At 66.7% G+C, this 12677-nt stretch carries 13 protein-coding genes and 1 pseudogene; 5 read left to right on the top strand and 9 right to left on the bottom strand.

What is annotated here, in order from left to right; genetic code table 11:
- Positions 1-8: 8 nt before the first annotated feature.
- The 3 genes from AC1DEL_RS07310 (at position 9) to AC1DEL_RS07300 (ending at position 3454) form a co-directional block, all read left to right on the top strand.
- Positions 9-839 carry a hypothetical protein gene (locus tag AC1DEL_RS07310; protein ID WP_092294889.1) on the top strand — a complete coding sequence of 277 codons (831 nt, stop codon included), beginning with the start codon at positions 9-11 and terminating at the stop codon, positions 837-839.
- A 249-nt stretch (positions 840-1088) separates the two neighbouring features.
- Positions 1089-2087 (top strand): Bug family tripartite tricarboxylate transporter substrate binding protein, encoded by a 999-nt coding sequence (locus AC1DEL_RS07305; protein ID WP_477125651.1) that lies wholly within the window; start codon positions 1089-1091, stop codon positions 2085-2087.
- A complete protein-coding gene (locus tag AC1DEL_RS07300) occupies positions 2084-3454 on the top strand; it encodes an MmgE/PrpD family protein (protein ID WP_477125650.1) in 1371 nt (456 codons plus the stop codon). Before AC1DEL_RS07305 ends, AC1DEL_RS07300 begins: the two co-directional genes overlap by 4 nt.
- Before the next feature lie 79 nt (positions 3455-3533).
- On the opposite strand, the gene purB is transcribed toward AC1DEL_RS07300, so the two are convergent.
- Genes purB through AC1DEL_RS07270 form a run of 6 tightly spaced genes read right to left on the bottom strand, consistent with a single transcriptional unit; the run spans position 3534 to position 8834 of the window.
- Positions 3534-4883, bottom strand: a complete 1350-nt coding sequence (gene purB / locus AC1DEL_RS07295) for an adenylosuccinate lyase (protein ID WP_454757920.1) — start codon at positions 4881-4883, stop codon at positions 3534-3536.
- A 38-nt stretch (positions 4884-4921) separates the two neighbouring features.
- Complete coding sequence (locus AC1DEL_RS07290) at positions 4922-5269, bottom strand: carboxymuconolactone decarboxylase family protein (protein ID WP_092295109.1); 348 nt, start codon at positions 5267-5269, stop codon at positions 4922-4924.
- A gap of 57 nt (positions 5270-5326) precedes the next feature.
- Complete coding sequence (locus tag AC1DEL_RS07285; protein WP_092294897.1) at positions 5327-6316, bottom strand: tripartite tricarboxylate transporter substrate binding protein; 990 nt, start codon at positions 6314-6316, stop codon at positions 5327-5329.
- Between the two features lie 21 nt (positions 6317-6337).
- Complete coding sequence (locus AC1DEL_RS07280) at positions 6338-7072, bottom strand: enoyl-CoA hydratase/isomerase family protein (protein ID WP_092294899.1); 735 nt, start codon at positions 7070-7072, stop codon at positions 6338-6340.
- Positions 7069-7656: a cysteine dioxygenase family protein gene (locus AC1DEL_RS07275; protein ID WP_092294901.1), complete on the bottom strand. Its 588-nt coding sequence runs from the start codon at positions 7654-7656 to the stop codon at positions 7069-7071. The genes AC1DEL_RS07280 and AC1DEL_RS07275 overlap by 4 nt, the downstream gene beginning before the upstream one ends.
- Positions 7657-7661: 5 nt before the next feature.
- Positions 7662-8834: a CaiB/BaiF CoA transferase family protein gene (locus AC1DEL_RS07270; protein ID WP_477125649.1), complete on the bottom strand. Its 1173-nt coding sequence runs from the start codon at positions 8832-8834 to the stop codon at positions 7662-7664.
- A gap of 137 nt (positions 8835-8971) precedes the next feature.
- Here AC1DEL_RS07270 and AC1DEL_RS07265 point away from each other — a divergent pair, with 137 nt between their 5' ends.
- A complete protein-coding gene (locus AC1DEL_RS07265) occupies positions 8972-9763 on the top strand; it encodes an IclR family transcriptional regulator (protein WP_477125648.1) in 792 nt (263 codons plus the stop codon).
- 174 nt (positions 9764-9937) lie between these two features.
- On the opposite strand, the pseudogene AC1DEL_RS07260 reads toward AC1DEL_RS07265, so the two are convergent.
- Positions 9938-10243, bottom strand: a pseudogene (locus AC1DEL_RS07260) (DUF4148 domain-containing protein); the annotation flags it as partial.
- A gap of 226 nt (positions 10244-10469) precedes the next feature.
- On the opposite strand from AC1DEL_RS07260, the gene AC1DEL_RS07255 reads away from it, so the two are divergent.
- Positions 10470-11282 (top strand): class I SAM-dependent methyltransferase, encoded by an 813-nt coding sequence (locus tag AC1DEL_RS07255; protein WP_477125722.1) that lies wholly within the window; start codon positions 10470-10472, stop codon positions 11280-11282.
- 15 nt (positions 11283-11297) lie between these two features.
- Here the strand turns inward: AC1DEL_RS07255 and AC1DEL_RS07250 are convergent, their stop codons facing one another.
- Together AC1DEL_RS07250 and AC1DEL_RS07245 are read right to left on the bottom strand one after the other, a co-directional pair.
- Positions 11298-11939, bottom strand: coding sequence for a DUF1109 domain-containing protein (locus AC1DEL_RS07250; RefSeq protein ID WP_477125647.1), 642 nt, complete (start codon positions 11937-11939; stop codon positions 11298-11300).
- Positions 11936-12508 (bottom strand): sigma-70 family RNA polymerase sigma factor, encoded by a 573-nt coding sequence (locus AC1DEL_RS07245; protein ID WP_092294913.1) that lies wholly within the window; start codon positions 12506-12508, stop codon positions 11936-11938. The genes AC1DEL_RS07250 and AC1DEL_RS07245 overlap by 4 nt, the downstream gene beginning before the upstream one ends.
- Between the last annotated feature and the right edge of the window lie 169 nt (positions 12509-12677).

The following is a 12677-nucleotide window of genomic DNA, read 5'->3' as shown; positions in this document are numbered from 1 at the left end:
GCGATTTCATGCCCAAGAAGACTTCTTTGCGCCTGGCCGCACTGGCCGCGTCCCTGGTTCTGGCTGGCTGTGCCGTCCCGGGCGGCGGCGGTAGCATCTCCACTGGCACGGCACCGACGGCCGCCACCGGCGCCGCGGGCGGCGCAAGCAGCGTGAATGCCAATCCGTCGCTGGAGCGCTGCGACGCGCCCCTGGGCACGCTCGCCGTGGACGATGGCCGTGGCAAGGAGTGGTACGCAAGCTTCGGCGCCACCACCAAGATCACGACCATCGAGCCGCTGATCCGCCTGGCCGTGCAGCAGTCGAACTGCTTCGTGATCACGTCCGTTGGCAATAACCGCACCGAAAGCAAGCTGTCGTCGATCACCGACAAGCAGCGCAATTCGGGCGAGTTCCGGGCCGGTTCGAAGCAGCAGAAGGGCCAGCGCGTGGCCGCCGACTTCTACATGGAGCCGGCCATCATCATCGATAACGACGCCACGGGCCAGTTGGCTGCCGGCGTGGGCAGCCTGTTCGGCGCCGCCGGCGCACTGGTTGGCGGTGCGATGCAAAGCAAGGCATCGGTCGTGACGCTGACCATGTTCGACATCCGCTCGGGCGTGCAGCTCTCCATCTCCGAAGGCAACGCCACGGCCACCAACTTCGGCGCCGCACTGGGCGCCTTTGGCGGCGGCGCGGCCGGCGGGCTTGGCGGTTTCTCCCGCACGCCGGAAGGCAAGGCCACGGTTGCAGCGTTCATGGACGCCTACAACAACATGGTGGTCTCGCTGCGCAACTACAAGGCGCAGGAAGTGAAGGGCGGCCTGGGCCGCGGCGGCCGACTCAAGGTCGGCTCGTAATCGCCTTCGTAATACCTCCGGCCGCCGTGCAACGCGGTGGCTGATCGGCGGGGATGACGGGCACTAGCCCGTCGCACCCCTGCCGCGTGTGTCGCCTTCGCGCAAGGCGACACGAATCCCCCCTACCGTACCTCCCCAAGCCGCGTCGTTCCGAATCGTGGAACATCCATGCGCTTTGCAGGGGCTCGTCCAGAATCGTTGCAGGCTTGCCGTCAGCGGCAGCCGGCATAACGACTGGAGGAGACAACGATGACTTTGCATAGGGAAAGCGCGGCCACACGCGCATGGCGTGGCGTGCATTGGCTGCTGTGCATGATGGTATGCATCACGGCAACTGCTGTGCACGCGGAGTACCCGGATCGGCCGATCAAGCTCGTGGTGGGCTTCCCGCCGGGCGGCGGTGGCGACCTGTACGGCCGGCTCATCGCGGATCAGCTCTCGCGCAAGCTTGGCCAGCCCGTGGTCGTCGAGAACAAGGGTGGCGCCGGCGGCATGATGGCGGCCGAGCAGGTGGCGCGCAGCAAGCCTGACGGCTACACGCTGCTGATGGGCATGAGCAGCAACATGTCGCTGGCGGCGGCGATCCGGGGCAGCGAACTGCCCTACAAGGTACCCGAGGACTTTGTCGCCATCGGCATGCTGGTACAGGCGCCGCATGGCCTGTTCGCCGCCGCGGATCGCTACAAGAACGCCTCCGCTGCGTTCGCCGAAGCCAAGGTGCGGCAGATCAGCTACGGGTCGTCCGGGCCCGGCAGCGTGGGCTATGTGACCATGGAGATGGTCAAGGCGAAGGCCGGCGTCGAGATCGCGCCGATTCCCTACCGTGGCTCCGGCCCCGCCATCACGGACCTGCTGGGCGGGCATACCGACCTGTTCTTCGCCACCGCGCCGCCGATCATGGGGCAGGTCAAGTCCGGCAAGCTCAAGCTGCTGGCGTTGACGGGCGAGCAGCGCACCCCGGCATTTCCCGATGTGCCGACCTTCCGCGAACTGGGCATCGATGTGACGGTGACGCAGTGGTACGGCCTGGTGGCGCCCGCCGGCACGCCGGATGCGATCGTGCAGCGCCTGTCCAAGGCCGTGTCGGAAGGGCTGCGCAATGCCGAACTGCAACGCGTGGTGCGGCAGGATGGTGCCCGTGAAGTCGACATGCCGACCAGCAGGTTCCGCCAGTACATTGTCGATGACATCGCCCGCTACCGCGCCGGCATCAGCGACAAGCTGCTGAAGACGATGGAGGTGAAATGAACGCGCCACATCCTCCATTGCATCCCGTGGGCCTGCCGCAAGGGCTGACGCGGGAACTGGTGGCACACAGCCTGTCCGTGGCATCGGGCGGGCTGCCGACTGACGTGGGGCGTATCGCCCGTCACAGCCTGCTCGACTGGTTCGCCGTGGCGCATGCCGCGTGGCGGGAGGCACCGGTCCAGATCCTGCTGGCCGAAGTGCGGGAGGAGGGCGCCAACCCATGCGCCACCTTGCTCGACGGCTCGCGCGCCAGCGCGGTGCAGGCCGCGCTGGTGAACGGCACGGCGTCCCATGTGCTCGATTTCGACGATGCGCACCTGCAGTCCCGCGTCCATCCGTCGGTGCCGCTGTGGCCAGCGATTCTTGCGCAGGCCGAAGGGGGCCGGCATCACGGTATCGCGGTGCTGGCGGCCTTTGCCGCAGGCGTCGAGTTGCAGAGCCGCGTGGCGTCGTGCATGGGCGAAGATCACTACCGGCTGGGCTGGCACAACACCGCCACGCTCGGCGCACTGGGCGCCACGGTGGCAGTGGCCTCACTGCTCGGACTCGATGTCGACCGCACCGCGCATGCGCTGGGTATCGCCGCCACGCAGGCGGGCGGCATGCGCGCGCTGTTCGGCACAATGTGCAAGCCGTTGCACGCCGGGCAGGCTGCCGCGATTGGCCTGCGCGCCGCCCGGCTGGCGGCGCGAGGCTTCCAGGCAGTGCCAGACATCCTTGAGCGCGAGCAGGGCTTCGCGGCGTTGTACGCCGGCGCGTGGGATGCCGACGCAATCTGGTGCGATGCCACCACCTCGCGCGTGCACGGCATCGTCTACAAGTACCACGCGTCCTGCTACGGCACGCAGGCGCCGATCGAGGCCTGCCTGCAATTGCGCCAGCAGCTCGGTGCTGCAGCAGCCGAGATCGGGACGGTGGAGATCGCCATCGAGCCGCAGTATTTGGATGTGTGTTGTATCGCCAATCCCAGCACGCCATCGGAGGCCAAGTTCAGCATCGCCCATATGGCCGCGCTGGCGTTGGCCGGCCACAGCACCGTTGCGGCGGAAAGCTTCACCGCCGCGCTGGACGACCCTGCGCTGGCCGCGCTGCGCCAACGCATTCGTGTGCATGGCGAAGCCGCGATGCCGCGCGCGAACGCCCGGGCGACCGTGACGCTGGAAAACGGCCGCATGCATGCCTGCCATAGCGATGCGAGCCGTCCCGAGACCGATCTCGACCGGCAGGAAGCGCGCATCGCCAGCAAGGCGCGCACGCTGCTGGTGCCGGGGCTGGGCGCCGAGCGCACGGAAGCGTTGATCGCCACGGTCCTGTCCTGCGAGAGCCTTGCCGACGCCGCCGACTGCTTTATCCACTTCCGCCAGTAATCCCTATCCACAAACCGCCGCAATGCAAAGCGGGTGCCGGAAGAATCCCGGCACCCGCTTCTTGCTTGCGCAGCGCGTGTCAGCGCGCTTGCTGTCCCACCACCCGATCCACAAAGAACCCCGCCATGCCGGTATAGCCGTGCGGGTCGAGCATCTTGTCGATGGTTTGCGCATCGATGCCGGCCGCCACCTTCGGATTCGCCAGCAGCGCCTCGCGGAAGTCACCGCCGCGCTCGAACACGTCCATGCAGACCTCGTAGACGATCTCGTGTGCCTCCTGGCGCCCCAGTCGGTCGCTGAGCCCCATCATGACGGCCTCGGACATCAGCAGGCCGCGCTGGATGAACAGGTTCTTCTCCATATTGGCCGGGCGCACAGTCAGGTTGGCACACACGTAGCCGAGCTTCAACGCTGCCGCATCGCTCATGCAGCACAGGCGCGAGATGAACTCGCGTTCCGTCTGCAGCACGATCTTGTCGCGCTCGTGTTCGGCCATGATCGACTCCAGCGCCATCGGCGCGGTGTTGCGCACCAGACGGGCCAGCGCCACCACGGTTTCGCAGGTCGGCGGATTGCGCTTGTGCGGCATGGTGCTGCTGCCCACCTTGCCCATCGCGAACGGTTCTTCCAGCTCGGCCGTCTCGGTCTTTTGCAGGCTGTACACCTCATGCGCGATCTTGCCGATGGTGCCGGTGCAGATCGCCAGCACGCAGGCCAGCTCGGCGATGCTATCCCGCGAGACATGCCAGTGGATGCGCGGGCAGCCCAGGCCCAGCTCCTCGAACAGCGCCTCCTGCACCGCGATGCCCTTGTCGCCCAGTGCCGCCAGCGTGCCGACCGCGCCGGAGAACTGCCCCACCAGCACACGCTGCTTCATGGCCGCGAAGCGCTCCTGATTCCGGCGCATCTCCTCGACCCAGACGGCAGCCTTGAAGCCGAACGTGATGGGCAGCGCCTGCTGGCCATGGCTGCGTGCCACCATGGTCAGGTCGCGGTGCGTCTGCGCCAGCTTCACCAGATGGCCCTCCAGCTCCGCGTAGCGGGTGCCGATGACCTCCAGCGCATCGCGCACCTGCAGCATGGTGCCGGTGTCGATGATGTCCTGCGTGGTGGCGCCCCAGTGGATGTACTCGGCCGCGTCGCCGCTGCACACCTTCTTCATGGCGCGCAGCAGCGGCACGATCGGGTGGCTGGTACGGTCCATTTCGCGCTTCAGGTCGGGCAGGTCGATCAGCTCGACCCGCGCCTTCGCGCAGATTTCGTCGGCGGCGCGCTGGGGAATGATCCCCAGGCGCGCCTGCACCTTGGCCAGCGCGGCTTCCACATCGAGCCACCGCTGCACCGTGGTTTCATCACTGAAAATCTCGCGCATCTGCGCGGTACTGAACTGGTCCCGGAACAGGGCGCTGTCGATGACGTATGCGGCCATGTTTGTCTCCTCCTTATTGGTGCGCGCGATTCGCCGGATCAGGCGGCTTCCTTGAGCTGGCTGACGGCTTCCATCGCGCGCAGCGAATACACATAGGCCGCGCCGGCATTGAGGGCGATGGCGGTGCCAAGGGCATCGCTGATCTCCGCCTCCGTGGCACCGGCCTTGACCGCCGCTGCGGCGTGAGACGAGATACAGCCGTCGCAGCGCGTGGTCACGGCCACGGCCAGCGCAATCAGCTCGCGCGTCTTGGCGTCGAGCGCGCCGTTCGATCCTTGCGCTGCTGCCAGGTTCCGATAGGCTTCCAGCATCTTCGGGTTGGAATTGCCGAGACGGTTGTAAGAACGCTTCAGCGTGTTGAGCAGATCGGGCCAGTTCATGAACATCGACATGCGGAATCTCCTTGGATGATGTCGGGGGGGGAAATCGGGGGGTTACTGAACCTACTGAACCTTCACGTTGCCGGCTTTCACAACCTTGTGCCAGCGGGCGATGTCATCGGCCAGGAAGCGCTTGAAGTAGTCGGGCGACTCCATCATGGTTTCCGCGCCCTCGCTCCGCATGCGTTCACGGAACGCCGGATCGGACACGGCTTTGTTAATGGCCGCATTGAGCCGATTGATGATCGGCGCCGGCGTGCCGGCCGGGGCCAGTACCCCGTACCACGCGGCCATGGTCATATGCGGCATGCCCGCCTCGACCATGGTGGGCACATCGGGCATCAACGGCGAGCGGCTGGCGCTGGTGATGGCCAGCACGCGCATGCGGTTATTGGACTTCACCGCCATGACCGACGGGATATTGATAAACGTGTACTGGACCTCGCCGCTCAGGATCGCGACGATGGACGGCGCGGAGCCTTTATACGGCACGTGGCTGGCCTTGATGCCGGTCTCTTGCCGGAACAGCTCGCCGCCAAGATGCTGCGAACTGCCCGCGCCCGACGACGAGAAGTTCACGCCATCGTCATTCTTCTTCTTGGCGTAGGCCACGAACTCGCTGACCGAACTTACCCCGAGCGATGCGGGCACCACCATCAGGTTGGGGCTCTGTCCGAACACCGCGACCGGCGCGAAGCTCTTGATCGGGTCATAGTCGAGCTTGTTGTACAGGCTGATGTTGACGGCCAGCGCGCTGGAACTGAGGAACAGGGTGTAGCCGTCCGCCGGCTGCCGGGCCACATAGCTGGCCGCGATGTTCTGTCCCGCGCCCGGCTTGTTCTCGACAACGACGGGCTGCCCCAGCGCGATACCAATCTGCTGGCCGATCAGGCGCGCCATGATGTCCGTGCCGCCGCCGGGGGCGTAGCCCACCACAAGATGGATCGGCTTGGACGGATAGGGCCCCTCGCCCTGCGCGTGGGCGCCCGTGGCGGCCATCCCCGCCATGGCGACGGCCACGGCCGCTGCAAACCGCTGGATCTTCCCGTTCATCGTCTGTCTCCTTTGTCTTTGTTATCGTGCCTGCCGTGCCTCGGCTTGCCGGTTCACATAGGCCGTCAGCCGCTGCTGCAAGCCGGCGCATGCCGCCGAACGCACGAGCGCGGCAAGGTCGCGCGCGTCGTCGAGTTCGGCATTGCCATCGAGGGCACCGGCGAGCGGGCCGTCTAACGCGTTTGCAACCGGCGCCGTGAACGTGGCCGGGGCCGCTTCCACGCGTGCCGTGGCAAGGCCGGCGGCAAGCGCCTCGGTATCAGCGATGACGCACGCGCGCTCGATCCAGTCCCGCGCGCGAGCCGTACCGATGCGCGCGGCCAGCCGCCGGCTGCCAAGCACGAGCCCGAAGCCGCGCCAGCCTGGGAAGGCGAAGCTCGCCCCCGCTACTGCGATGCGTACCGCGCAGGCAGCAAACAGGTCGGCGCCGGCGCCCATGGTGCGGCCGTGGGCGACGGCAATCGTGGGATACGGGGCACGTGCTACGCGCTGGAGCAGCAGTTCGATCCGTGTGAAGCGCGCCAGCAGGCTGTCATCGGTTTCGTCAGCTAACCCGGAGAGATCGAAGCCGGTGCAGAAATGGCGTCCCGCGCCGTCGATCACAAGACAGGCCGGCGGGCGGGCCGCGCAGTCGTCCAGCGCCGCATCGAGTGCATCGAGCAGGTCGCGGGACAAGGCGTTGCCCTGCTGCGGCCGGTTCAGTGTCAGCCGGCACACGTTGTCGTCCCAGCGGAGCAGCAGCGGCGCTTCGCTCATGCGGACGCCTTTTCCACGTTGGCGTAACCGGAGATGAAGGTCTTCATCGCGCCGGTAGCCGCATCGAACACATGCCGGGACTGCTTGCCGATATCGGTGCCGTACACATGGATGCTGATGGACACCTGGTCGTCATAGGCATTGCGCACCACGTGGATGTCGCCGATTGCAGGGGAGACGAAGGCCACGTCGCCCGGATCGAGCCGTTCGGCCTCGCCGGTCTCGACCATGCCGGCCGCGCCCTGCGCGTACGCCTGTCCCACTTCGGCACCGCGCAGCATGCCGATCGCGCCCCAGGTGCAGTGGTCGTGGATCGGCGTCTTCTGGCCCGGCCCCCACACGAAGCTCACCACGCTGTAGCGGTCCTCCGGGTCAGCGTGGAGCAGGTACTGGCGGTAGTACTCGGGATGCGGCACGGCGAATTGCGGGTCCAGCCAGTTGTCCTGCGCCACGAGGTCGCCCAGCGCCTGGCCGACTTGTTCGAGCGTGGCTGCCTCGGGCTGGCTGGTGTCCGCGACGATGGCGTCCATCCGGGCGATGAAGCGCCGCAGTGGCTGGGTGTCTGCTGTGGATGTGTTCTGCATGGTGTTTACCCCTGTTTGTCTTGCGGGTTGCCGATCGTGCGGCGGACTTCCTCCGAATGCTGGCCCAGCGCGGGCGGCGCGCTGCGCACCGGCACCGCATGGCCGTCGATGCGAATCGGCGAGGAGAACGTGCGCGTCTGGGTGCCGCCCGGCAGTTCGATATCGCGAATCCAGCGCATGTGGTCGACCTGCGGGTCTTCCAGTGCGCGCGCATAGTCGTTGATGCGCGAATGCGGCACGCCGGCGCTGCGGAAGACATCGATCCAGTGGTCGACGCCTTGCTGCACAAAGACTTCTTCCAGCAGCGCTTTCAGCGCCACCTGATGGCGGGCGCGCAGCGTGGGCGACAGGAAGCGCGGGTCGTCCGCCAGCGGCTCCATCTGCACTGCGCGCAGCACATCGCGCCACAGGCCATCGTTGCCGGCGGCAATGGCGAAGTAGCCATCGGCGGCGCGAAAGGCCTGGTAGGGCGCATTGCGCGGATGGGCGGAGCCGAGCTTGACGGGGCTGCGGCCCGTGCCGAAGTATTCGCTGGTTTGCAGTGCACCAATCGCCAGCGTGCAGCCGAACATCGGTACATCCAGATGCGCGCCGCGCCCGCGCGCCCTGGCCTGGAGCAGCGCGCTGGCGATCGTGAAGGCGCCGTACAGGCCCGAGGCGAAATCGGAGACCGGCACGCCGCATTTGACTGGGGCATCGGAATCGCCTGTGACGCTCATCACGCCTGCAGCCGCCTGGATCGTCAGGTCGAAGCCGCCCTCGGCGGCGCGCGGGCCTGACTGGCCGAAGGCGGAGATCGAGCAGTAGACGAGTTCGGGGCGCAGCGCACTCAGTCGCGCGTAGCCCAGCCCGAGCCGATCCATCACGCCCGGCCGGTTGTTCTCGATGATCACGTCGGCTTTGGCGCACAGGGCGAGCGCGACGTCGAGATCGGCGGGAAGCTTGAGGTCCAGGACCACGGAGCGCTTGTTTCGGTTCAGCGATGCGAAGTTCTCGCTGAAGCCGGCGCTAATCGGCGGCCAGGTGCGCAGCGTGTCGCCGCCGGGCGGCTCGATCTTGATCACATCGGCGCCCATATCGGCCAGCAACATGGCGCAAAATGGGCCGGCGGCCACGGAGCAGAACTCCAGCACGCGGATGCCGCGCAGCGGCAGGTCTTCGGTTAGGACGTCGGTCATGGATGGGTGTCGTGGGTCGTCATGGCTGGGGTGCATGACGTCAGGACCGAGTCTAGAACCGTTCCTCATTCCGGCACGGGTGTTCTACACTTTGGAACAGTTGCCCGGGCTCCACCGGGCGTCAGATGCTCGGTGCCATGAACAACACGCTGATTAAGGGTCTTCACCTACTCGACATCATGGCGCGCCACGGCAAGCCGATTGGTGTGAGCGAGCTCGCCCAGATGGCGAGCATGCCCAAGAGCGGCGCGCATCGGCTGCTGCAGGCGCTGGTGGACGAGCACTATGTGGTGCGGGTGCCGCCGTCGAGCTACACGGTGTCGATCAAGCTATGGGAGTTGGGGTCGGCGGCGCTGTGGAGTTTCGACCTGCGCCGTCACGCGGACGCGCTGATGGAAGCGCTGATGCAATCCACCGGGGAGTCGGTCCACCTGTCCGTGCTGGACGGCCGCGAGGTCGTCTACGTGCACAAGGTGGAATGTCCGAACCCGATTCGCGCCTACAGCCAGATTGGTGGCCGCTCGCAGGCGCATTGCGTGGCCACGGGGAAGGCCATGTTGGCGTTCAGAAATCCGCAGTGGCTGGCCGAGATCGCCGATGACCTCAGCGCCGCCACACCCCGCACGATCACGGAGCCCGAGGCCTTTCTGCATGAGATGCAGCAGGTCCGCCGCATGGGGTACGCCATCAATCGGGGCGAATGGCGCCCGGGCGTGAACGGACTGGCCGCGCCCATTTTCGATGGAACAGGCGCGGTCATCGCGGCGGTTGGTATTTCCGGGCCGGACACACGGCTGCGGCCCACGCGTTTGCGCGATTTGGCCGCAGCCGTGTGCGAGGCAGCCGAGCAACTATCGACAGGGCTCGGCGAATTCGGCCCGCATGCCTCGCTGCTGCGCGTGACCAACCACTGGGGTGGGCTGCGCTAGGGCCTGGACATACCTGCATCCTCAGGCGCCATCGTAGAACGCATTGCGGGGGCGATCAATGCGCGGGATTGCCGGCACGGCGGCCATCGTTGCCACCGGCTTCTGCACCGGCGTGGGCGAGGCAGTGGTCGTGCCGGATACGCGTGCCTCGGCGGCCTCGAGCTTGGCGGGATACGTGCTGCCGACGCGGAACGGGTCATAGCCGGCCTTCTCCACCTTCAGAAGATCTTGCCGGACTTCGGCGCGCGTCTCCGGCTGGATGGCCGGCGTGCCTTGCTGCGCAGCCACCTTGGCTTCCGCTGCCTGGATATCGACGGGATAGTTGGCGTCGTTGCCGAACGGGTTGTAGCCGGCCTTCTCTACACGGATGAGGTCGGCGCGCACTTCCGCGCGGGTCACAGGGCCCGGGGTGCTTTGTGCAAAGGCCAGTGCGGGCAACGCGACAAGGGCCAGGCTGGTGAGTCTTACGAGTGTTTTCATGATGTGCTCCTTGCGAACTAACGGGTGGATCCGGATGAATCCACGACGCATCTCAGCGTCTGGCGTCAGCATGCGCGCGTCCGGCCGGCGCGATTTTCGGGTTCGCATGGATTTCTTGCGGGATCACGATGCAGGAAACTGGTGGGCAGTTGCCGCGCAGCGCAATCCACTTCGGGCGTGCGGATGCCTCGGCAAGCGCGCCATAAAGCGCTTTCAAGGGGGAATCATGACGGATTGCGATCAGGTGTTTGCTGGCTCGATCCCGAAGTTCTACGACACGTTCATGGTCCCGTTGATCTTCGAAGCCTATGCCGTCGATCTGGCCGCGCTGGTGGCAGCCGCCTCGCCCGGCGCGGTGCTGGAGACGGCGGCCGGCAGTGGCGTGGTCACGCGGGCGCTTGCGCCCAGGCTGAGCGCTGGCGCGCGCTACGTGGTGACCGATCTCAACCAGCCCATGCTCGACTATGCCTCCAGCCGGCAGGGGCCCGACAGCCGTATCGAATGGAAGCAGGCGGACGCGCTCCATCTGCCGTTCGAGGCCGCGTCGTTCGACGTTGTGTGCTGCCAGTTTGGTGCGATGTTCTTTCCCGACCGGGTCGCCGGCTATGCCGAGGCACGTCGCATGTTGCGGCCGGGCGGTCGCTTCATCTTCAATGTCTGGGACCGCATCGAAGAGAACGTCTTTGCCAGCGACGTCACCGACGCCGTAGCCACGGTGTTCCCGCACGATCCACCGAGATTCCTCGCGCGCACGCCGCACGGCTATCACGATGTGGCGCTGATCCGCGACGAGTTGAACCGCGCAGGGTTCGCCCGCGTCCAGATCGAGACACGCGAGAAGACAAGTCGCGCGAACTCGGCACGCGACGTCGCCACCGCCTATTGCCTGGGCACGCCGCTACGGAACGAGATCGAGGCGCGCGACGCCAGCTTGCTGCAACACGCGACGGACCGGGCGACGGAGACGATTGCCAGCCGCCATGGCGACGGCCCGGTGGGCGGGAAAATCCAGGCGTATGTGATCGTGGCGGCAGGGTAGCTGTCGCCTGCCACATCACCAGCGAAGCAGGCGTGGCCCCAGCAGCGCGCCAATCGCGGTTGGCACCAGCATGCCAAGCACGTACCACACCGCCCAGAAGGCGACGCCCATCTCTGGGCAATGCAGGCAGTAGGCGAGCGTTGCCACCGCACCGGACAACAAACCGCCGACGGCGCCGGACAGGGCCAACCGTGTCGGGGCCAGGCCGCGCAACGCCCAGAATACGGCGATGAACACCGGCACCGACAGCAGCGTGATGTTGAGCGGGCAGACCCGCCACGTCTGCCCCAGGATGGCGGCCGCCCGTTCTCCGGCGGGTGTCTGTGCGACCGCAGTGATCGCGCCCAGCCAGACGGCGCCAAACGGCACGGCGATGCCCAGCCAGCGGAAACCCGTGGTCATTCCGGGCCGTGCCAGCCGGGCTGTCATCCACAGCGCACCCAGCAGCAGCGAGAGCGGCAGCGCTACCTTCGCCCAGAACAGCGGCGTGGCGGCGACGTCGGCCAGATCCGCGCGGACGTGCAGCATCGTGGCCACCAGCAAGGTCGCCAGCGCCGTGCCCACCGCCACGGCGATACCAAAACGGCGGCTGAGCGCGTGCCGGTCCACCGGCGCGGCGCCCGTGGCAAGCATGGAAATCAGGTCGTCCGTTTTCATTTCGTTCCTCGAATCTTCGCCGCGAGCGCCTTCAGCCCGCGATGCACGCCCACCTTTACCGCCGATTCGGACAGGCCGGTCATCCGCGCGGTTTCGCTGACAGACAGTCCCTCCAGCTTGACGTGCACGATCGGCAGGCGTTGCCGGTCGGGCAGCTGGTCGAGCAGGAGGTTCAGATCCCGCCTGGCCTGGGCCGATTCCAGGTCCGGCGTCGCAAGGATGTCCTCCGCGGCATCCAGCGGCATGCTCAGCGCGTCGTGCCGCGCATGGGCGCGAAAGTGGTCCGCAAGCTTGTAGCGGGCGATGGCGTGCACCCAGGCCGTCAGCGGCTGGTCCGGCAGGTAGGTGTGCCGGGCGTTATGCACCGCCAGCAGGACTTCCTGCGTCAGATCCTCGACATCGCCGGCCTGCTGCTGGAGCCGGTGGCGGAAATAGCCGCGCAATAGCGCGGCCAGCTCGGTCAGGAACCGCGCGTAGGCCGCCTGATCCCCTGCCAGCCCGTCCGCAAAAAGTTCGCGCAGGCGCGCCTCCCGCCGCTGCAGCGCTTCCTGTCCTGTAGTTCGCTCCATCGATCGCGTTGGTTACACCGGCCACGTTAGTTTGCGCGAATTCTACGCCGCGCCGGCGGCGATGTGGTGAGCAGCGCACCGTCATTGGGGAGGAAATTTTTTTGCGATGGCTGTAACCGGATGCGCCGCCGGGGCGAATTTCCTTTCAGACGCACACATGCCGTGTGGA

The organism is Cupriavidus sp. 10L43_2, from assembly GCF_056395265.1.
Note: the sequence above shows the minus strand (reverse complement) of the source record. Positions and strands in the feature narration are given on the sequence as shown.

Excerpts from the sequence above, each read along its gene's own strand:
- AC1DEL_RS07310 (WP_092294889.1), top strand. The coding sequence starts at position 9 with ATGCCCAAGAAGACTTCTTTGCGCCTGGCCGCACTGGCCGCGTCCCTG.
- AC1DEL_RS07305 (WP_477125651.1), top strand. The coding sequence starts at position 1,089 with ATGACTTTGCATAGGGAAAGCGCGGCCACACGCGCATGGCGTGGCGTG.
- AC1DEL_RS07300 (WP_477125650.1), top strand. The coding sequence starts at position 2,084 with ATGAACGCGCCACATCCTCCATTGCATCCCGTGGGCCTGCCGCAAGGG.
- purB (WP_454757920.1), bottom strand. The coding sequence starts at position 4,883 with ATGGCCGCATACGTCATCGACAGCGCCCTGTTCCGGGACCAGTTCAGT.
- AC1DEL_RS07290 (WP_092295109.1), bottom strand. The coding sequence starts at position 5,269 with ATGTTCATGAACTGGCCCGATCTGCTCAACACGCTGAAGCGTTCTTAC.
- AC1DEL_RS07285 (WP_092294897.1), bottom strand. The coding sequence starts at position 6,316 with ATGAACGGGAAGATCCAGCGGTTTGCAGCGGCCGTGGCCGTCGCCATG.
- AC1DEL_RS07280 (WP_092294899.1), bottom strand. The coding sequence starts at position 7,072 with ATGAGCGAAGCGCCGCTGCTGCTCCGCTGGGACGACAACGTGTGCCGG.
- AC1DEL_RS07275 (WP_092294901.1), bottom strand. The coding sequence starts at position 7,656 with ATGCAGAACACATCCACAGCAGACACCCAGCCACTGCGGCGCTTCATC.
- AC1DEL_RS07270 (WP_477125649.1), bottom strand. The coding sequence starts at position 8,834 with ATGACCGACGTCCTAACCGAAGACCTGCCGCTGCGCGGCATCCGCGTG.
- AC1DEL_RS07265 (WP_477125648.1), top strand. The coding sequence starts at position 8,972 with ATGAACAACACGCTGATTAAGGGTCTTCACCTACTCGACATCATGGCG.
- AC1DEL_RS07255 (WP_477125722.1), top strand. The coding sequence starts at position 10,470 with ATGACGGATTGCGATCAGGTGTTTGCTGGCTCGATCCCGAAGTTCTAC.
- AC1DEL_RS07250 (WP_477125647.1), bottom strand. The coding sequence starts at position 11,939 with ATGAAAACGGACGACCTGATTTCCATGCTTGCCACGGGCGCCGCGCCG.
- AC1DEL_RS07245 (WP_092294913.1), bottom strand. The coding sequence starts at position 12,508 with ATGGAGCGAACTACAGGACAGGAAGCGCTGCAGCGGCGGGAGGCGCGC.